We start from the raw sequence: 19494 nt of genomic DNA on the forward strand, positions 1-19494 counted from the left end.
CTGTGTCCCCCGCCATCAAGTGGATCATGAAAAGGCAGCGGCCGGTGCCCGCGGACCGTCGCGGGTACCGGCCGTGCGTCCTTGCGGAGGGGCCTGCTTCGAGAGCGCCTACTTCACCGGCTCCGGGTCCGGCTTCGGAGCGCCGGCCGGCTCGCCGTCGCCGCCGTTGCCCTCGTCGCCGTTGCCGTCCTCCTCCGGCGCCGCGGGCGTCTTGACCGACTCCAGCAGGAGCTGGGCGACGTCCACGACCTGGATGGACTCCTTGGCCTTGCCGTCGTTCTTCTTGCCGTTGACCGAGTCGGTCAGCATGACGAGGCAGAAGGGGCAGGCGGTGGAGACGATGTCCGGGTTGAGGGAGAGGGCCTCGTCGACGCGCTCGTTGTTGATGCGCTTGCCGATCCGCTCCTCCATCCACATGCGCGCGCCGCCGGCGCCGCAGCAGAAGCCGCGCTCCTTGTGACGGTGCATCTCCTGCTGGCGCAGGCCCGGGACCTTGTCCATGATCTCGCGCGGGGGCGTGTAGACCTTGTTGTGACGGCCCAGGTAGCAGGGGTCGTGGTACGTGATCAGGCCCTCGACGGGCGTGACCGGGACCAGCTTGCCCTCGTCGATCAGGTGCTGCAGCAGCTGCGTGTGGTGGATGACCTCGTACTCGCCGCCGAGCTGCGGGTACTCGTTGGCGATGGTGTTGAAGCAGTGCGGGCAGGTCGCGACGATCTTCTTCTTCGCCTTCTCGACCTTGACGCCCTCCTCCGGGTCCTCGCCGAACGCCATGTTCAGCATCTCGACGTTCTGCTGGCCGAGCTGCTGGAAGAGGAACTCGTTGCCCAGACGGCGGGCGGAGTCACCGGTGCAGGCCTCGTCGCCGCCCATGATGGCGAACTTCACGCCCGCCATGTGCAGCAGCTCCGCGAAGGCCTTCGTGGTCTTCTTGGCGCGGTCCTCCAGGGCGCCGGCGCAGCCGACCCAGTAGAGGTAGTCGACCTCGGTGAGGTCCTCGATGTCCTTGCCGACGACCGGGACCTCGAAGTCGACCTCCTTGGTCCACTGCAGGCGCTGCTTCTTCGCCAGGCCCCAGGGGTTGCCCTTCTTCTCCAGGTTCTTGAGCATCGTGCCCGCCTCGGACGGGAAGGAGCTCTCGATCATCACCTGGTAGCGGCGCATGTCGACGATGTGGTCGACGTGCTCGATGTCGACCGGGCACTGCTCGACGCAGGCGCCGCAGGTGGTGCAGGACCACAGCACGTCCGGGTCGATGACGCCGTTCTCCTCGAGCGTGCCGATCAGCGGGCGCTCGGCCTCGGCCAGGGCCGCCGCCGGGACGTCCTTCAGCTGCTCCTCGGTCGCCTTCTCGTTGCCCTCGGCGTCCTTGCCACCGCCCGCGAGCAGGTACGGCGCCTTGGCGTGCGCGTGGTCGCGCAGCGCCATGATCAGCAGCTTCGGGGACAGCGGCTTGCCGGTGTTCCAGGCGGGGCACTGCGACTGGCAGCGGCCGCACTCGGTGCAGGTGGAGAAGTCGAGGAGGCCCTTCCAGGAGAACTCCTCGACCTTGGAGACGCCGAAGACGTCGTCCTCGCCCGGGTCCTCGAAGTCGATCGGCTTGCCGGCGCTCGTCATCGGCTGCAGGGCGCCGAGCGCCACGTCGCCGGAGTCCTCGCGCTTGAACCAGATGTTCGGGAAGGCGAGGAAGCGGTGCCAGGCCACACCCATGTCGGTCTTCAGGGCGACCGTGATCATCCAGATGAAGGACGTCGCGATCTTCAGGCCCGCGAAGAAGTAGGTGAGGTTCTGGAGCGTGGAGACGTCCATCCCCTCCAGCCACGACACGACCGGGTACGAGATGAAGAACGAGGCCTCGTAGCCGTCCACGTGGTGCTGGGCGCCTTCGAGGGCGTGCAGCATGAAGATGCAGACGCCGACGATGAGGATGACGGCCTCGACGAAGTACGCCTGGCCGGTGTTGGAGCCGGCGAAGCGGGACTTGCGGCCCGGCTTGCCCGGCCGGTTCAGCTGCCGGATGACGATCAGGGTCAGGATGCCCAGCGCGGTCATCGTGCCGAGGAACTCGACGAAGACGTTGTACGGGGCCCAGTCGCCGATGACCGGCAGGATCCAGTCGGCCTTGAACAGCTGCCCTATGGCGTTGACGATCGTCAGCAGCAGCGAGAAGAAGCCCACCGCCACGAACCAGTGCGCCACGCCGACGATGCCCCAGCGGTTCATCCGGGTGTGGCCCAGGAACTCCTTGGCCACGGTGACGGTGCGCTGCACGGGCTCGCCGGTCCGGCTGCCCGCGGGGACGGGCTGGCCGAGCCGCATGAAGCGGTAGATCTGCAGGATGGCACGGCCGAACAGCGCTACGCCGACCGCGATTAGGACCAGCGACACGATGATCGCGGCGAGTTGCATGGGAACGGCTCCTCGAACCTGCGAGAGCGGGATTACTGTCTAGTAACTTATCCAGTCCGTACGAGACTACTCACTCTCCCGCGCGCGATATAGCCGCATCGCCGGTGATCTGTGTCGCTCAGGGCACCCTCAGTGGAGCTCGGGCAGCACCAGGCGGCGGACCGGATGCGTCCGCAGGCGGACGTCCCGCTCGATGCAGCGGGCGCGCAGGTGCAGGGCCGTGCAGGCCGCGGTGGTGGCCAGCGCGAGGCCGATCGCGCCGAGGAGCCCCCAGTGCACCGCCGTCACGTCGAGGAAGTAGGCGGGGACGCAGACGAGCAGGCCGTAGGTCCGGAGGTTCCAGAGGCGGCCGCCGCCGCGCGTGATCGTCCGCCGGCTCAGCAGGCCCCGGTTGACCCACAGGCCCGTCTCCCGGACGACGCCGTTCCGCAGGAGGTACGACCAGCCGAGGACGATCTGGACGATGGCCGCCTCGGGCACGAGGTTCGCCCACTGCCAGGAGTTCGTGGTGTGCGCCATGGCGCCCCAGACGGCGACCCCCGACGTGGCGATGCACAGCAGCACGATCAGCCGGTAGTGCCAGCTGCGGACGTAGCGGTAGGCCGTGTTCAGGGGGCGCTCCGGCAGGGTGTCCCAGCTCCGCTGGTCGGCGAAGTCGGCCAGGGCCAGGCAGATCGCCGCCCGCAGCCGCAGCTTCCGGGGCAGGGCGCTCAGGAACCGCATCCGCAGCGCGTTCAGACCCGCCTCGCGGAGCACGGCCAGGGTGGTGGTGAGCAGGGCGTCCTGGTCCCGGCTGTCCATGTCGGGCGTGCCGGGGCGCAGGTAGTGGGTCTCCAGGTGGAGGGCGAGCTGGCGGCGGTAGACCGAGGCGCTGTCCTGGGTGAAGACGTACCGGATGCTGCCCCGCGCCCCGAGGACCCGCTGCAGCTCCCGGACCAGCTCCTTCTCGACCCGGGGGGCGTGCGTCAGGACCTCGCGGGGGCCGTCCGCCGTGTACTGGACGAGGCTCAGGGCCGCGACGATGCGCGGGTCCGGGGGGAGCGGCTCCGGCAGGGGGAGCGGCAGCATCGGGTCCCGGACGAAGACGGCGGCGATGCGCCCGGCGATGGCGACGAGGGCGTCCCCGGGGCCGTGGGAGAACGGGCGCCACACCCAGGTCAGGCAGTCGTAGGGGGCCGCCGGCACCGGTGCGGTGCGCAGCTCCGCCTCGATCTCGGGAACGGACAGCAGCTCGCCGAGGTAGGCGGCGCACAGGGAGGTCATCTGGCTGCTCGCGTCCGCCCACAGCAGGGTGTTCAGGGCGAGCGCCGCACGCGGCGTGCGGATGGCCCACAGGGCCTCGAGCGCCTGCGGCTGGCCCTGTGCCGCCAGGCGCTTCAGCACCGGTACGGCGATGTCGCCCATGGCGGTGATGGCGGGCCCCGCGGCGTACCACGGGATGCCGCCCGCCAGGACGTCCGCCGCCCGGGGGAGGTGCGTCGCCGCCAGGGCGTGGCAGGCCGCGGTCGCGCGGGCGCGGTCGTCGCTGTGGGCGGTCTGCCGCAGGAAGTCGAAGACCTGGACGCCGCGCGGGCGGCGGTCCGCGGCCACGAGGCCGAACGCCGCGATGACCGCCTGGTCGCTGCTGGACTCGCTGCCGAGCCGGTCGCGGAAGTGGCCGATGATCTCGTCGGCCAGGGTGTCGTCCACCATGTGCGCGTCGGCGAGGCACTGGAACGCCAGCAGGGGGTCCTGGGCGTAGACGGTCCGGATGACCTCGGTGCAGTCGCGCTCCTCCACCCCGCACCACAGCCGCACCGTCTCCCGCCAGGTGTGCGGGTCCTTGCCGTAGCGGCGCAGCAGGCCCAGGGGGTCGCCGGCGAGCAGGCCGGCCGCCAGGTACTCCTGGAGGGTGAGGTGGGCGAACTGGTAGCGCTCGCCGTTGTCCACGGCCAGCAGGAGGCCGCTGCGGTCGACGATCTCCTTGAGGACGTCCTTGTCGAGCTCGGTCGGCCTGCCCTTGGCCTTCAGGACGGACCGCACGGTCTCCAGCACGCTCTGCTCGGGCAGGGCGAGCCGGTCGTGGTTGGCCGCGGGGGTGTCCTGGGCGGCCAGTGCCAGGTGGTGCAGGACGGCCTTCTTCAGCGGGTGGGCGAAGGTGGGGCGGCGGCGCTGGTCGATCAGCAGGTTGTCGACGACCTGCTTGTAGAAGTCGGCCCGGGTGTGCGGCAGGACCTGGTCGGTGCCCGCGTACACGTAGCTGTAGAGGTAGGCGATCATCGTCAGCAGCAGCGGGTTGCGCGCCAGGGGCATCAGCTGCGGGGTGTCCCGCAGGGCCGCCATCAGCTGCTCCACCGTCTCGGTCGCGGTGCCCTCGGGCCAGGGCCAGCCGCCCAGGAAGCGGCGTATCAGGTGCTCGTCGAAGTCCTCGACCCGCAGGGTCTGGTGGAACTGCTCGGCGAACTGCGCCTCGTACACCGCGACGCGGCAGGTGACCACGATCCGGCAGGACGCGTGGACCTGGGCGAACTCCCTGATCTTCTCGACCGCGGCGTCACGGTGGGCGCTGGTGACCTCGTCGAGCCCGTCGAAGTAGAGCGTGAGGTGGCCCTCCCGCAGGGCGCGCCTGACCCAGTTGTGCGCGCTGGGGAAGTTGTGGCGCTTGAAGTGGTCGACGATGTGCTCCTCGAGCGACCAGTCGAGGTTGTTGTTGAGCCGGTGCAGCTCCAGCAGGACCGGGATGCCGCCGATGTCGCCGAGGTCGACGCGTGGCTGCTTGCCGGGGCGCCGGGCGGGGCGCAGCCGCTGCCGGGCCCACACGAGGATCTCGTGCCGCAGGAGCATCGTCTTGCCGGCGCCCGGCACGCCGAGGACCACGGAGTGCCGGCCCTGCCGCAGCGTGGCGGCCGGCCCGCCGGGTCTGCGGCCGCCGCCGCCCGAGACCCCGGCCGCCCCCGCCGTGGCGCCGCTGGGGGCGGCGAAGCGCAGGGGGACGTAGACGGACTCCATCGGCAGCTTGAGGTCGTCGTCGGCCTGGAAGGAGACCGCGAACTTGTCGTGCCGGTCGTGCACGGCGCGGATGTAGCGCGCCAGGGCGGTGCGGCGGAGCATCGGGCTGCCCGCGAGCCTGCCGTACAGGAATTCGGCGAAAGCCTTCAGCTTCGCGCCCAGCCAGCTCTTGGCCACGGCGGCGATGACGCCGAGGACGAAGAGCCCTGCTCCCACGCCCCACTGCTGGAACTGGTCCCACATCTGCGGTCCCCCTCCCCCGAGAATCGCAGGCTAGAACCATCCGCAACGTGAACGCGCCCCCCTTTCCGCACCGGGCTCGGCGAACCGCAGCGGGCCTCTCCCGGCGCGCCCTGCGTGTGCTCCCCGCGCGCCCCCGGTTGCGGGTGCGCACGGCCACTCTGCGTATAAGGCCCGCATAAGACTTGAGTCCACCCGACTCAGCTCCGTTGACAGGGACGGATCCGTGTTGCACGCTTGAGCCTGTTCCACTCAAGTCAGCTGGAGGAATCGACATGGCACGTGCGGTCGGCATCGACCTGGGTACGACGAACTCCGTCGTCAGTGTTCTCGAAGGCGGTGAGCCCACCGTCATCACCAACGCCGAGGGCGCCAGGACCACGCCGTCCGTCGTCGCCTTCGCGAAGAACGGCGAGGTGCTCGTCGGCGAGGTCGCCAAGCGCCAGGCTGTCACCAACGTCGACCGGACGATCCGCTCCGTCAAGCGCCACATGGGCACTGACTGGAAGATCAACCTGGACGGCAAGGACTTCAACCCGCAGCAGATGAGCGCCTTCATCCTGCAGAAGCTGAAGCGGGACGCCGAGGCGTACCTGGGCGAGAAGGTCACGGACGCGGTCATCACCGTCCCGGCGTACTTCAACGACTCCGAGCGCCAGGCCACCAAGGAGGCCGGCGAGATCGCGGGCCTGAACGTCCTGCGCATCGTCAACGAGCCCACCGCGGCCGCCCTGGCCTACGGTCTCGACAAGGACGACCAGACCATTCTCGTCTTCGACCTCGGTGGCGGCACCTTCGACGTCTCGCTGCTCGAGATCGGCGACGGCGTCGTCGAGGTCAAGGCCACCAACGGCGACAACCACCTCGGTGGTGACGACTGGGACCAGCGCGTCGTCGACTACCTGGTCAAGCAGTTCGCCAACGGTCACGGCGTGGACCTGTCCAAGGACAAGATGGCCCTCCAGCGCCTCCGCGAGGCCGCCGAGAAGGCCAAGATCGAGCTGTCCTCGTCCACCGAGACCACGATCAACCTGCCCTACATCACGGCCTCCGCCGAGGGCCCGCTGCACCTGGACGAGAAGCTCACGCGCGCCCAGTTCCAGCAGCTCACCGCGGACCTGCTGGAGCGCTGCAAGACCCCGTTCCACAACGTCATCAAGGACGCGGGCATCGCCCTCTCCGAGATCGACCACGTGGTCCTCGTCGGCGGCTCCACCCGCATGCCCGCCGTCGCCGAGCTCGTCAAGGAGCTGACCGGCGGCAACGAGGCCAACAAGGGCGTCAACCCGGACGAGGTCGTCGCCATCGGCGCCGCCCTGCAGGCCGGTGTCCTCAAGGGTGAGGTCAAGGACGTCCTGCTCCTCGACGTGACCCCGCTGTCCCTCGGCATCGAGACCAAGGGCGGCATCATGACCAAGCTCATCGAGCGCAACACCACGATCCCGACCAAGCGGTCCGAGATCTTCACGACGGCCGAGGACAACCAGCCGTCCGTGCAGATCCAGGTCTACCAGGGCGAGCGCGAGATCGCGGCGTACAACAAGAAGCTCGGCATGTTCGAGCTGACCGGCCTGCCGCCGGCCCCGCGCGGGGTCCCGCAGATCGAGGTCGCCTTCGACATCGACGCCAACGGCATCATGCACGTGACCGCGAAGGACCTCGGCACGGGCAAGGAGCAGAAGATGACCGTCACCGGTGGCTCCTCGCTGCCGAAGGACGAGGTCAACCGGATGCGCGAAGAGGCCGAGAAGTACGCCGAGGAGGACCACGCGCGCCGTGAGGCCGCCGAGTCCCGCAACCAGGGCGAGCAGCTCGTCTACCAGACCGAGAAGTTCCTCAAGGACAACGAGGACAAGGTCCCGGCGGACGTGAAGACCGAGGTCGAGACCGCCCTCACCGAGCTGAAGGAGAAGCTCAAGGGCGAGGACACGGCCGAGATCCGCACCGCCACGGAGAAGGTCGCCGCCGTCTCCCAGAAGCTGGGCCAGGCCATGTACGCCGACGCCCAGGCCGCCCAGGGTGCCGCCGGCGCCGAGGGCGCGGGCGCCGGTGCCGGCCACGCCAAGGCCGAGGACGACGTCGTCGACGCCGAGATCGTGGACGAGGACAAGCCGAAGGGCGGTGCGGCGTGACGGAGGAGACCCCGGGCTTTGACGAGAAGCCTGAAGGCCCCTCCGACGCCGCCGACTCCGAGGAAGCGGCGCAGGGCGCCGGGTCCGCCGACAAGGCGGGCCCGGGCTCTGCCCCCTCCGGCGAAGAGCTGGTGGAGGTGGGTCTGAAGGCCCAGCTGGACCAGGCCCAGGCCGCGCTCAACGAGCGCACCGCGGACCTCCAGCGCCTCCAGGCGGAGTACCAGAACTACCGCCGCCGGGTCGAGCGGGACCGGGTCACGGTCAAGGAGATCGCCGTCGCGAACCTCCTGTCCGAGCTCCTGCCCACGCTCGACGACATCGGCCGCGCCCGTGACCACGGCGAGCTCGTCGGCGGCTTCAAGTCCGTCGCCGAGTCCCTGGAGACGATCGTCGCCAAGATGGGGCTGCAGCAGTTCGGCAAGGAGGGCGAGCCCTTCGACCCGCTGGTGCACGAGGCGCTGATGCACAGCTACGCGCCCGACGTGACCGAGACCACGTGCGTGCAGATTCTGCAGCCGGGGTATCGCATCGGCGAGCGCACGATCCGCCCCGCGCGGGTCGCCGTCGCCGAGCCCCAGCCGGGCGCCCAGGGCGCCAAGGGCGAGGGCGAGGACGCCGGTTCCGGCTCCGAAGAGGAGAGCGGTGGCCCGGACAAGGGCTGACGCTGACCCGATGAATCACCGCAGGGAACGGAAGGAGGGACACCGAGGATGAGCACGAAGGACTTCCTGGAGAAGGACTACTACAAGGTCCTCGGTGTGCCCAAGGACGCCACCGAGGCCGAGATCAAGAAGGCGTACCGGAAGCTCGCCCGCGAGTACCACCCGGACGCCAACAAGGGCGACGCCAAGGCCGAGGAGCGCTTCAAGGAGATCTCCGAGGCGAACGACGTCCTGGCCGACCCCAAGCGGCGCAAGGAGTACGACGACGCCCGCGCCCTCTTCGCCAACGGCGGCTTCCGCCCGGGGCCGGGCGGCGCGGGCGGCGGCTCCTTCAACTTCGACCTGGGCGACCTCTTCGGAGGCGCCCAGGGCGGCGGCGGCACCGGCGGCTTCGGCGGCGGCCTCGGCGACGTCTTCGGCGGCCTGTTCAACCGCGGCGGCACGCGCACCCAGCCGCGCCGCGGCCAGGACATCGAGTCCGAGGTGTCCCTGAACTTCACCGAGGCGGTCGACGGGGCCACCGTGCCCCTGCGCATGTCCTCCTCGGCCGCCTGCAAGGCCTGCTCCGGCACCGGCGACAAAAACGGTACGCCTCGCGTCTGCCCGACCTGCGTCGGCACCGGCCAGGTGTCGCACGGCTCCGGCGGCGGCTTCTCCATGACCGACCCGTGCCCCGACTGCAAGGGCCGCGGCCTCATCCCGGAGAACCCCTGCGACGTCTGCCACGGCAGCGGTCGCGCCAAGTCCTCCCGCACCATGCAGGTCCGCATCCCCGCCGGAGTCTCCGACGGCCAGCGGATCCGGCTGCGCGGCAAGGGTGCCCCGGGCGAGCGCGGCGGGCCCAACGGCGACCTCTACGTCGTCGTGCACGTCGGCGCCCACCCCGTCTTCGGCCGCAAGGACGACAACCTCACCGTCACCGTGCCCGTCACCTTCCCGGAGGCGGTCCTCGGCGGCGAGATCAAGGTGCCCACCCTCGGCGGCCCCCCGGTCACCCTCAAGCTGCCGCCCGGCACGCCCAACGGCCGCACCATGCGCGCCCGGGGCAAGGGCGCGGTGCGCAAGGACGGCACCCGCGGCGACCTGCTGGTCACAGTGGAGGTGACCGTGCCCAAGGATCTCGGCGACAAGGCCCGGGAAGCCCTGCAGACCTACCGTGAGGCCACCGCGGACCAGGATCCGCGGGCAGAGCTCTTCCAGGCCGCGAAGGGAGCGTGACCCCATGGATGGGACCGGCCGACGGCGCAATCCGTACGAGCTGACCGACGAGTCGCCGGTCTACGTCATCTCGGTCGCCGCGCAACTGTCGGGCCTGCACCCGCAGACCCTCCGGCAGTACGACCGGCTCGGCCTGGTCTCACCCGACCGCGCCGCGGGGCGCGGCCGGCGCTACTCCGCGCGGGACATCGAACAGCTGCGGCAGGTGCAGCAGCTGAGCCAGGACGAGGGCATCAACCTCGCCGGCATCAAGCGCATCATCGAGCTGGAGAACCAGGTGGCCGCGCTCAAGGCGCGCGTCGCCGAGCTGCAGGGCGTCGTCGAGGGGGCCGCCGTGGCCCGGCAGCAGGCGGAGGCCGCGGTCCACGCCTCGTACCGCCGCGACCTGGTCCCGTACCAGGACGTCCAGCAGACGAGCGCGCTGGTGGTGTGGCGCCCGAAGCGCGACCAGTAGGGGCGCACGCAGCGGGGAAACCGGCTGGGAACGCAGCAGGGAACGCCGTACGAAAGGGCCGGGTGAGCACGTCGCTCACCCGGCCCTTTCGCATGCCGGGCGCTGGCATAAAGCTGTGTGTCCCCTGCAGCAACCTGACAGCTTTTCCCCACCGGACGCTCCGGCTCCGCTGGCAGAGTCTTCCCCACGGAACAACGACGTTGGGGGAAACGTGAAGACCGGAAATCTCGCCAAGAAGGCCGCTGCAGTCCTCGTTCCCGGGGTGTCCCTGATGGTCTTCGCGCTGCCGGGCACGGCGGCTGCCGCGTCCGCTCCGGCGGACGTGCGGGCGGTCCACGGTCTGCAGGGTCTGCACGGTTTGCAGGGCCTGCAGGGCCTGTGCGGGATACCGGCCAAGGTCGTCGACCGTCTGCCGGTCTGTCATCGTGTCAACGGGTGGCAGTGACAAGGAAGTCGGCTTCGGAGCCCCGGTCTGCAATGCGGCAGGCCGGGGCTTCGCCGTGTACGCAAATGAGAAGCGAATCGGAGGAGATGGCGTGGCGAGGACGGAATTCACGGAAGCGGTGGTGGCGCGCGCGGCACCCACCGCCGCGCCCCCGGAGACGGCCGTGATCAGGCTCGTGGGAGCGCTGCCCGCGGGCTGGGACTGCGACTGGCGGCTTCAGGAGGACGGGATCCTGCTGAGGGTGCGGCCCGCCGCCGGCGCAGGCCCCGGCGCCGTGGCGCAGTGGCTGACCGGTGTGCTCGACGCCGGCGGGCTGCGGGGGTGGCGGGCGGTCCGCTAGAACCGGGCCCGCCGGACCCGGGCCCCGGATCCGCGCCGCTAGATCCAGCCGCGCTCCCGCGCCAGCAGCGCTGCGTGCGCCCGGCTGGAGGCGTCGAGGACGCGCAGCAGGTCCGCGACGTGGCGGCGGTAGGTGCGGACGGAGATGCCCAGGTCACGGGCGCCGATCTCGTCCTTGCCGACGCGGCACATCGACTCCAGGACCCGCTGTTCCACGGCGGAGAGCCCGGCGGCCCCTTCGGCCGGTTCCTCGATCAGCGCGGCGAGGTCGGTGGCCTGGTCCCAGATCTTCTCGAACAGCGCCAGGATGTTGGCGACCAGGCCCGTCTCCTGGGCGATCAGGGCGCCGCGCGAGGTGTCGTCGGGGTCGGCGGGCACCAGCGCGGTGTGCCGGTCGTAGACGAGGATCCGCTCGGAGATGTCGCAGGCGACGCGGATCCGGGCGCCCTGCGCGGTGAGTTCGCGCAGGTAGGCGACGGTCGGCGGGTGGTCGAGCGCCTCCTTGAGCACGACGTTGCGGATCCGTACGCCGCGGCGCAGGCAGCGCGTGTCGAGCGGCCGGGCGTGGTCGATGTTCTCCTGGGTGAGCGCGGTGTGGGGCTCGACGGACAGGATCTCCTCGCGGGCGAAGAAGGCCAGGTCGTCGATGCGGTTGCGGATCTGGGACAGGTCCTCCATGCGCTCGACGCCCTTGGGGGCGGGGGTGCGCAGCCCCTGCTCCACGCGCAGCTCCGCGACCAGATGGCGGGCCTGGGTGACCTGTTGCAGCTCGTGGTGGAGCTCGCGGAGCCGCAGATCGGTGAGGCGGTCCACGGCGACCTCCGGGTCGGCCGGGGTGACGGCCCCGTCGCCGGCGCGGCGCAGCAGGCCGAGCCCGTGCAGCCGGTCCAGGGCGGTGCGGACGGTGTCCTTCGGTGCGTGGATCCTCAGATGGATGTCCTCGGCAGCAGTGCCGGGATTACGCAGAAAGTGCCGGTATATACCCTCTTCTGCCGTGCTGAGCCCCAACAGGCCCATGCCCATGCCTGACTTGCTCATGGTTCCCCCGTGTGCGATTGGCCGGCGGTCGGCCCGCGTGGTCAGTCGCGAGCGCGGTGGTGCGTAACCGCCGGTACATCGCCCAAAGCGTAATGCAACGGTAAAGCCGCTGGCCACGACGATTCCCTCCGTGACGACGCAGCAAGCTGTAGCGGGGGTTGCAGGAAGCTGCCTCCGAAGACCGGGTCCGGGCCCGTGTCGCCTTGGCAGGCTGGAGCGTGCCGGAAGGCTGAGACCGACGAGGGGAATCCGGATGAGATCAGCGATTGCCGAGGGACAGCACGACTTCACCACGCTCACGGACCGCGAGGTGGAGGTCCTGCTCCTGCTGGCCTCGGGGGAACAGAACAGGCGCCTCGCACGGCGGCTGGGGATTGCGGAGCGGACCGTACGGGCCCACACCGCGAACATCGTGCGCAAGCTCGACCTGCGGTCCAGGTTCGAGGCGGCGATCGTGTCGCACGTCTACGCGGAGGACATCAGGAGCCTGTGCAGCACGGGCGGCAGGGTGGCTGCGTAGCTCGACACCGGGACAGACAGGCCCCGTCGGAGACTCTCCGGCGGGGCCTTCGTGACGGTCCGGGCGTGGCGCTCACCCCGGGATCAGTTCGGCGGCGGCCTCGATGGCCATCATCCACATCGGCTGTCCGCCGGTGCCGAACGCCGCGGCGAGCGCGTAGCCGACGGAGGCGTCGGCGGGGGAGACGTCCGCCCCCTCCTTCCACTCGGCCAGCACCCGGCCGTCGCCGTCGGAGGAGAAGTCGCCGATGTGCTTCCCGTCCTTCAGCAGCCGGCTGCCGGCGATCGAGTCCGGGACCAGGCGGTACGTGATGCCGTCGCGCGTGACGTCCACGGCGTAGGAGCGGCGCGACAGCTTGCCCTTGCCCGGCGCGAGACGGACGGCGTCGCCGTCGACGGTCATGGTCAGGTGCTCGCCCTTGCGGGTGCCGATGGGGACGTGGGCGTCGGTCTCCGCCTCGGCGGCGCGGTCCAGCGCGGCCGGGGGTATGGCGTCGCCCAGGACCTCCACCCAGCCCTCCTCGTCGTTCAGCAGCACGGTGATCTCGCCGAAGAGGTCGTCCTGGACGGGGCCGGTGGGAGCCTCGTCCTCGACGGGCGCCTCGTCCTTGGTGAGGACCACGGCCTTGGCGAGGGCCTCGTCCTCGGAGGCGGCGGGCTCGCCGCCGGTCGCGTGCGTCATGTGGGGGGTACTCCTTCAGTGTGGTCAGTACTGACGGTCGTGCGGGCGGTACGGGTCAGTGCGAGACGGCGAGCTGAGTGGCGGCCAGGTCCCGGTAGAGCTCGTCCCGGTCAAGTAGTTCCTCGTGCCGTCCATGGTCACGCACCCGGCCGCCCTCCAGAAGGACGAGCCGGTCCGCGGACGTGACCGTGGAGAGCCGGTGCGCGATGAGCAGCACCGTGCAGTGCTCCGCGGCCTTCTCCACGGTCTGCCGCAGCGCCGTCTCGCTCAGCCCGTCGAGGTGCGCGGTGACCTCGTCGAGCAGCAGCACCTGCGGGCGGCGCAGCAGGGCGCGGGCGATGGCCAGCCGCTGCCGCTGCCCGCCGGAGAGGGCGGTGCCGCGGGTGCCGACGGCGGTGTCCAGCCCGTCGGGCAGCCCCGCCACGTACGTGTCGAGCAGGGTCTGCCGCAGGACCTCCGCGATCTGCTCCTCCGTGGCGTCGGGCGCCGCGTACAGCAGGTTCTCGCGGATCGTGCCGGCGAGCATGGGCGCGTCCTGCTCGACGTAGGCGATGCGGCGGCGCACCTCGGCCCGGCTGAGCGTGGCGATGTCGGTGTCGCCGAGCAGGATCCGGCCGCCGTCCACGTCGTAGAAGCGCTGGAGCAGCGAGAACACCGTGGTCTTGCCGGTGCCCGAGGGGCCTATGACGGCGGTGACCTTGCCGGCCGGGGCGGTGAAGCCGACGCCGTCCAGGACGGGCGTCCGGCCCGGGTAGGCGAAGGTGACGCCGTCGAGGACGACGCGGGGCGGCGGGCCCGTGGGGCGGGCCGGCACGGTGTCGACGTCGTCCTCGGTCTCCATCTGCGCGACCTCCTCGATGCGGGCCAGGGCGCCGAGGCCCTGCTGCAGCGAGGTGGTGCCGCCGACGAGGGAGAGGATCGGCCCGCCGAGGTTGAACAGGTAGAGCAGGAAGGCGATCAGCGCGGCCAGGTCGAGCGTCCCGGTGGCGACCAGGGCGCCGCCGAAGCCGATCACGGCCAGGAAGGAGGCCTGGACGACCATGCCGGTGAGCACCGCGATGATGGCCTGGTAGCGGGCGCCGACCAGGCCGGCGCGGTAGGCGTCCTCGGCGGCGGCCACGGCACGCGCGGTCTCCGTCGCCTCCCCGCCGTTGGCCTTCACGGTGCGGGCGGCGCCCAGGGCGCGGTCGAGGGCGGCGCCGATGTCGCCCACCGACTCCTGGGAGCGTGTGGTCACCCGGCGGATCCGCGGCATGACCACGCCCACGGCGGCGCCCGCCACGATGAGCACGCCCGAGGTGATGCCGAGCAGCGGCAGGCTGGTGATGCCCATCAGGACGATGGTGGCCAGCAGGTGGATGCCGCCGTCCACGAGCTGGATCAGCCCGTTGGTCGCGGCGTGCTGCACCAGCGTGCTGTCGGAGGTGACGCGGGTCGTCAGGCCGCCGGGCTCCACGCGGTCCAGCTCGGCGGTGCGCAGCCGGATCAGACGGGTGATCAGGCCGCGGCGTACGTGCAGGACCACCCGCTCCGCCGTCCGCTCGCTCAGCCAGGACTGGGCCCAGGTGAGCCCGATCGAGACGGCGAGCAGCCCGAACAGCAGCAGCAGGGTGTTGCGCAGGCTGCCGCCGGTCATGAGCGCGGTCAGCGCGTCCTCGATGACCATGGGCTGGGCGAGCCCGGCGGCACTGCCCCCCAAAGTCAGCAGCAGCACCAGCGCGAGGACGCGGCGGTGCGGGCGCGCGTACGCGAGCAGGGCCCGCAGCGGAGGCCGCGGGGCGGTCGTGGTGTCGTGCGCTTCAGGTGATTTCACCCTCGTAGTTCTAGCTCTCTTACGCGGGCGCGCGAAATTGGCGGTTGCGGCATTGCCGGGTGCGGCAATGCCTTGCGGGGCAATGCCGTTGGGGGCGATGCCGCGTCGGGCAATGCCGGGTCGGGCAATGCCTTTTGCGGCATGGCCGCTAGTGGCAATAGCGGGGGTTCGCCGACCCGGGTGAATATCTACCTGTCCGCAGCGGACACCGGGTCGGAAGGCACCAACTCCCGCTCCCGGAAACCACCTTGAGAATGTGGAGACATTCATCATGCAGAACGTCACCGAGAAGGACCTGTTCGACGGCTACACCGCCTACACCTCCGCCGAGGAGCTGGGCCTGTACGACGGCAAGGACGCCGCCCCCGCGTTCAGCCCCACCATCCCGTGGGCGATCCGCGCCGGCCTGATCACCGCCCGCTCCTCGCAGCAGTGCGCCGCGGCGATCGGTTCCTTCACCGCCCGCACGATCGAGAGCAAGTGCTGATCACTCCGTGAGCCGCGGGGGCCGGCCGGCCGCGTGCACCGCACCGGCCGGCCCCCGGCCCCGGCCCCCGGAACGTCGTTTCGCCTCTAGGCCTACCGAAGGAGGCCGTGCCATGGAAATTCCCGACGCCGGATTCCGGCGCGTCCTCGTGGTGGGCACGGGAGCGCTCAGCGTCTCCTTCCTGCCCTTCTGGATCAACTGGCTGCAGGATTCCTTTCCGGCGCTGGAGAAACGGGTCGTACTGACCCGCTCCGCCCGCCGCTTCGTCTCGCCCGACGCCATTGCGGCCCTGTCCCGCCAGGAGGTCTTCACCGACGACTGGGACAGCGCACCGCCCGGCAAGGCGCCGCACGTCGAACTCGCCGCCTGGGCCGACCTCGTCCTCGTGCACCCCGCCACGGTGCACTTCCTGAGCCGGTACGCGCTGGGGCTCGCCGACACCCCCGTGCTGCTGGCCCTCCAGACCACCCGGGCCGTGGTGGGAGTGGCCCCCGCGCTCCCGCCGGCCGCTCAGCACAGCCCGGTGGTCCAGGGCCATCTGGCGGCGCTGCGCGCCCGCCCCGGCGTCGTCGTCGCCCCGACCGTCCCCGCGGAGAGCGCCACCACGGGCGAGCGGGACGACGGGGGCGCGGCGCCCATGCCGGAGCTGTTCAGGCTCTGCGCCGCGTACAAGGCGAAGTCGGAGCAGCGGGAACGGGAGCGGGAACGGGAGCAGGAGCCGCAGGGGCAGACGGAGCCGCAGCCGTGACCCCTCCGGACGACGCCCGCGAGCTCGTGGGCGAATACGTCACCGGCCTCCAGCACACCCGTGTGCACCGCTCGGCGCACGGCGGCTTCGTGTGGTGGCACCGGCCGGGCGCGCTGCGCCCCGGCCCGCTCGCCGCACCCGCGGCGACGGCCGTACCCGACCTGTCCGGCCTGCCCGGCGCCGCGCTGCTCGTCACCCCCGTCCCCTTCGGTGACGGCCTGCTCCACCGTGCGCGGGGTGCGGTCTCCGCGGTCACGTGGCTGGCCGACCCGCGCCCGGGCGCCCGGCAGTTGGCGGCGCACGCCCTCGCCGCCGCGGGCCGTTCCCTGCGCGCGCTGCACGGCACGCCCCTGCCGCCCGGCCTCCCGCCGGGACCGCCGGAGGCCCTGCGGCGGATGCGCGCGTGGGCCGACGGCGCGGACGGGCTCCTGCCCGGCGCCGCGCGGCTGCGCGAGGAGACCCTCGCCGCGTGGGGCTCCGCCCGGATGGAGCGGGTCCGCGCGTGGTGGGAGGAGGCGGTCGCGCCGCCGGTCCCCTCGCTGATCCACGGCGGGGCCTCCCTCGGAGCGCTCATACCGCCCCTGCACCGGGGCCGGACCGCGCTGCTCACCGGGGAGGACCTCGCCGCCGCGAGCCCCGCGCTCGACCTCGGCTGGCTGCTCGGCGACCTCGCCGAACTCGCCTGGTCCGCGGGGCGGTACGGGGCGCCGGGTCCGTCAGGGGCCCCCGCCGGTGCGTCGGACACCCCTGGTCCGTCGGACATCCCTGGCGGGCCCGACCTGCGGCAGGTGCTGCTGGCCGGCTACGGCCTGGGCGGCTCGGGCGGCCTGGACGGTTTGGGCGGTTTGGGCGGCCCGGATGGCCCGGATGGCCCGGATGGCCCGGACCCGGCGGCCGTCGCCCGCGCCGCCGTTCTGCGCGTCGTCACCCACATGCAGGACTTCGCCTCCTACTGCGACTGGAGCGACGAACTGCACGACTACATCGCCTTCACTGCCGAGCTGATCGATGAGGAGGGCCGCCGGGCGGTCCCCGGAGGAACGTCATGACCACCACCACGTCCGCTACGGCCACCACGTCCGACACGGCCACCACGTCCGACACGGCCGAACAGCCCACGCTGCAGCGGTTCCAGCCCACCGACCTCGACGCGTCCCCCGAGGTGAACGCCCTGCTCGAACGGCTCGGCCTCGGCAGCCTCGCCACCGAGGGCCTCGCCTCCTTCGGCGGCCGCAACGACAACTGGGCCGGCCGCACCAGCGGCGGACACCAGGTGTTCGTGAAGACCGTGGCCCGTACCCCCGAGGGCGGGAGCCCCCAGCTGGAGCGCGCCCTGGCCTTCGAAGGCCTCGCCCGGCGCCTGCCGGCCGGCTCGCCGCTGCGCACGCCCGGCCACCTCGGCTCGGACCGTACGGCCGCCGTCGGCGTCTACCGGCTGCTGCCCGGCGCCCGCTCGGGCTCCGAGCTCGCCCTCGACGACGAGTTCGACGAGGAGCTCTGCCGCGAGGCGGGGCGGGCCGTGGGGGCACTGCACGCGCTCCCCGCCGTCCCCGCCGTCCCCGCCACGCCCGAAGCCGCGGCCGACGGGGATGCGGACGCCCCCGCCATCGACACCGAGGAGGCGCCGCTCCCGCCCATGCCCTGGCTGGAAGCCCTGCCGTGGTACGCCGTGCAGGAGCGCAGCATGGGCCAGATCGCCGCCTGGCGGCTGGTGCAGGACGACGCCGAGGTCATCGCCGCGCTGCACGCCCTGCGCGCCGCCGAACGCTCCGCCCCGCACGCCCCCACCCACTGCGACCTGCGCTTCGACCAGTTCCTGCGGCACGACGGAACGCTCTACCTCTGCGACTGGGAGGAGTTCCGGCTCGCCGACCCGGCCCGCGACGTCGGCGCCTTCGCCGGCGAGTGGCTCTTCCACGCCACCTACCAGGTGTTCGCCCCGGGCGCCGGACAGGACGGCCCCGCCGCCGGGTTCGGCCTCGACCACGCCGAGATCATCGAGCGCGGCGCGGCGAGCCTGCGCCGCTTCACCCCCCGGATCACCGCCTTCTGGCAGGGCTACCTCGAACAGCACACCCCCGACCCCGGGCTCGCCGAGCGGGCCGCGGCCTTCGCGGGCTGGCACATGTTCGACCGGCTGCTCGCCACGGCCGAGCTGCACGCGACCCTCAACCCGGTCGCCCGCGCCGCCGCGGGCATCGGCCGGACGCTGCTGCTCAACCCGGCGGGCGCCGTCGCCACCCTCGGATTCACCCAGCCCTCCGGGAGCCCCCGATGACCCTCACCACCGACACCCCCACCGTCCCGGCGCGGGGCCTCACCCCCGGGCTCGCCGCCGCCCTCGGGACCGTCTCGGTCCGGGACGACGGCTGCCAGGCCACCGTCGCCGGGCGCACCCTCTCCGCCGACAGCCCGCGCGACCTGCGAGGACGCCTCACCAACGCGCTCTACGAGGAGCTGCACGCGGGCCGCGACGGCAAGGCGCGCGACACGGACACGCCGCCGCGGCGGAGCCTGCGCGACCCCGCCCTGGAGCGCCGCCTGGCCGCCGCCGTCCCCCACGACCGCACGCCCGCCCGCGGCCTGCTGATCGAGGTCCTCCGCGGGGACACGGAGGGGGACACCTCCGGCGACCAGCTGATCGTCCGCCTCCCCGAGGTCACCGCCCGCGTCCCCGCCGACCGGCTGCTGACCCCCGGCACCCCCGAGCCGGGACAGACCGTCGAACTCTCCCTGGAAGCTGCCCGGCCCGCGCTCTCCCCCGGCTTCTTCTACGTCATGGGCTCGCGGGCGCTGCCCCGCCCCACGGGCGCCGTGCGCCGGATCTTCCTGCACGCGGCCGACGCGGACGGCGCCGTCGTCCTGTGGGGCGCCGCCCTGACCGCCCTGGAGCGGGCGGAGGCCCGCTACCACGCCAAGGTCCTCTCCGACCCGCAGGACTACCCGCGCCGCGACGGCATCGTCGTCTACCTGCACGGCGACCACGTACCCGGCGAGCAGGCCGTCGTCCGCGCCGTGGCGTCGCTCCCCGGGAAGGGCGCGGAGACCTCCGTCTTCACCGAGCGGCTCGCACCGGGCGTGGCCGCGTCCTGGGACCCCGAGGACCCGCGCCCCGGCCAGGACGGCATGAGCTTCGGCCAGCACCGGGCCTTCGCCCTGGCCACCGCCCTCATCGACCACGCCCTGAGCCGGGACGCGGCCGCCGGGACCCGCGAGGACCACATCGTGCGGTCCTTCCTCGAGGCGGGCATCGACCCGTGGCGGCCCGACCGCAACCTGACCTCGCCCTCCTCCGCCCACCACGTCTCCGGGAGCTGAGC

17 protein-coding genes are annotated in these 19494 nt (G+C 72.0%); 12 read left to right on the forward strand and 5 right to left on the reverse strand.

The window, feature by feature from the left end; translation table 11 throughout:
- Positions 1-108 precede the first annotated feature (108 nt).
- Complete coding sequence (locus tag ACFPP6_RS22900) at positions 109-2409, reverse strand: (Fe-S)-binding protein (RefSeq protein ID WP_382045423.1); 2301 nt, start codon at positions 2407-2409, stop codon at positions 109-111.
- A gap of 129 nt (positions 2410-2538) precedes the next feature.
- Positions 2539-5640, reverse strand: coding sequence for an NACHT domain-containing protein (locus tag ACFPP6_RS22905; RefSeq protein ID WP_382045426.1), 3102 nt, complete (start codon positions 5638-5640; stop codon positions 2539-2541).
- 272 nt (positions 5641-5912) lie between these two features.
- Between ACFPP6_RS22905 and dnaK the strand changes: the two genes are divergently transcribed.
- The 6 genes from dnaK (at position 5913) to ACFPP6_RS22935 (ending at position 10888) form a co-directional block, all read left to right on the forward strand.
- Positions 5913-7769, forward strand: coding sequence for a molecular chaperone DnaK (gene dnaK / locus ACFPP6_RS22910; protein ID WP_058047478.1), 1857 nt, complete (start codon positions 5913-5915; stop codon positions 7767-7769).
- Positions 7766-8431: a nucleotide exchange factor GrpE gene (grpE, locus tag ACFPP6_RS22915; RefSeq protein WP_382045430.1), complete on the forward strand. Its 666-nt coding sequence runs from the start codon at positions 7766-7768 to the stop codon at positions 8429-8431. The genes dnaK and grpE overlap by 4 nt, the downstream gene beginning before the upstream one ends.
- A 48-nt stretch (positions 8432-8479) precedes the next feature.
- On the forward strand, positions 8480-9649 hold the full coding sequence (gene dnaJ, locus ACFPP6_RS22920; protein WP_382045433.1) for a molecular chaperone DnaJ: 1170 nt from the start codon (positions 8480-8482) through the stop codon (positions 9647-9649).
- Positions 9650-9653: 4 nt separating this feature from the next.
- Complete coding sequence (locus ACFPP6_RS22925) at positions 9654-10103, forward strand: heat shock protein transcriptional repressor HspR (RefSeq protein ID WP_382045436.1); 450 nt, start codon at positions 9654-9656, stop codon at positions 10101-10103.
- Between the two features lie 211 nt (positions 10104-10314).
- Positions 10315-10548 carry a hypothetical protein gene (locus ACFPP6_RS22930; RefSeq protein ID WP_382045439.1) on the forward strand — a complete coding sequence of 78 codons (234 nt, stop codon included), beginning with the start codon at positions 10315-10317 and terminating at the stop codon, positions 10546-10548.
- A gap of 91 nt (positions 10549-10639) precedes the next feature.
- The gene (locus tag ACFPP6_RS22935) at positions 10640-10888 is read left to right on the forward strand and encodes a hypothetical protein (protein ID WP_382045442.1); all 249 of its coding nucleotides are present in this window, start codon (positions 10640-10642) and stop codon (positions 10886-10888) included.
- A 38-nt stretch (positions 10889-10926) separates the two neighbouring features.
- Here ACFPP6_RS22935 and ACFPP6_RS22940 read toward each other — a convergent pair whose 3' ends face one another.
- On the reverse strand, positions 10927-11925 hold the full coding sequence (locus tag ACFPP6_RS22940) for a helix-turn-helix transcriptional regulator (RefSeq protein ID WP_382045445.1): 999 nt from the start codon (positions 11923-11925) through the stop codon (positions 10927-10929).
- A 253-nt stretch (positions 11926-12178) separates the two neighbouring features.
- Between ACFPP6_RS22940 and ACFPP6_RS22945 the strand changes: the two genes are divergently transcribed.
- The gene (locus ACFPP6_RS22945) at positions 12179-12445 is read left to right on the forward strand and encodes a helix-turn-helix domain-containing protein (protein WP_058047485.1); all 267 of its coding nucleotides are present in this window, start codon (positions 12179-12181) and stop codon (positions 12443-12445) included.
- Between the two features lie 72 nt (positions 12446-12517).
- Here ACFPP6_RS22945 and ACFPP6_RS22950 read toward each other — a convergent pair whose 3' ends face one another.
- On the reverse strand, positions 12518-13126 hold the full coding sequence (locus ACFPP6_RS22950; protein WP_382045448.1) for a hypothetical protein: 609 nt from the start codon (positions 13124-13126) through the stop codon (positions 12518-12520).
- A 55-nt stretch (positions 13127-13181) separates the two neighbouring features.
- Positions 13182-14939: an ABC transporter ATP-binding protein gene (locus ACFPP6_RS22955; protein WP_382045451.1), complete on the reverse strand. Its 1758-nt coding sequence runs from the start codon at positions 14937-14939 to the stop codon at positions 13182-13184.
- Between the two features lie 271 nt (positions 14940-15210).
- On the opposite strand from ACFPP6_RS22955, the gene lxmA reads away from it, so the two are divergent.
- From lxmA to ACFPP6_RS22980, 5 genes are all read left to right on the forward strand, one after another.
- Positions 15211-15426 (forward strand): lexapeptide family class V lantibiotic, encoded by a 216-nt coding sequence (lxmA, locus tag ACFPP6_RS22960; protein WP_179084717.1) that lies wholly within the window; start codon positions 15211-15213, stop codon positions 15424-15426.
- A gap of 112 nt (positions 15427-15538) precedes the next feature.
- The gene (gene lxmD, locus ACFPP6_RS22965; RefSeq protein WP_382045454.1) at positions 15539-16174 is read left to right on the forward strand and encodes a peptide terminal cysteine decarboxylase LxmD; all 636 of its coding nucleotides are present in this window, start codon (positions 15539-15541) and stop codon (positions 16172-16174) included.
- Positions 16171-17223 carry a hypothetical protein gene (locus ACFPP6_RS22970; protein ID WP_382045456.1) on the forward strand — a complete coding sequence of 351 codons (1053 nt, stop codon included), beginning with the start codon at positions 16171-16173 and terminating at the stop codon, positions 17221-17223. The genes lxmD and ACFPP6_RS22970 overlap by 4 nt, the downstream gene beginning before the upstream one ends.
- A complete protein-coding gene (gene lxmK / locus ACFPP6_RS22975; RefSeq protein ID WP_382045458.1) occupies positions 17220-18452 on the forward strand; it encodes a class V lanthionine synthetase subunit LxmK in 1233 nt (410 codons plus the stop codon). The genes ACFPP6_RS22970 and lxmK overlap by 4 nt, the downstream gene beginning before the upstream one ends.
- Entirely contained in the window at positions 18449-19492 is a 1044-nt protein-coding gene (locus ACFPP6_RS22980; RefSeq protein ID WP_382045462.1) for a T3SS effector HopA1 family protein, read from the forward strand. The genes lxmK and ACFPP6_RS22980 overlap by 4 nt, the downstream gene beginning before the upstream one ends.
- Positions 19493-19494 lie beyond the last annotated feature (2 nt).

This window comes from Streptomyces aureoversilis (assembly GCF_042657885.1).
Taxonomy (GTDB): Bacteria; Actinomycetota; Actinomycetes; order Streptomycetales; family Streptomycetaceae; genus Streptomyces; species Streptomyces aureoversilis.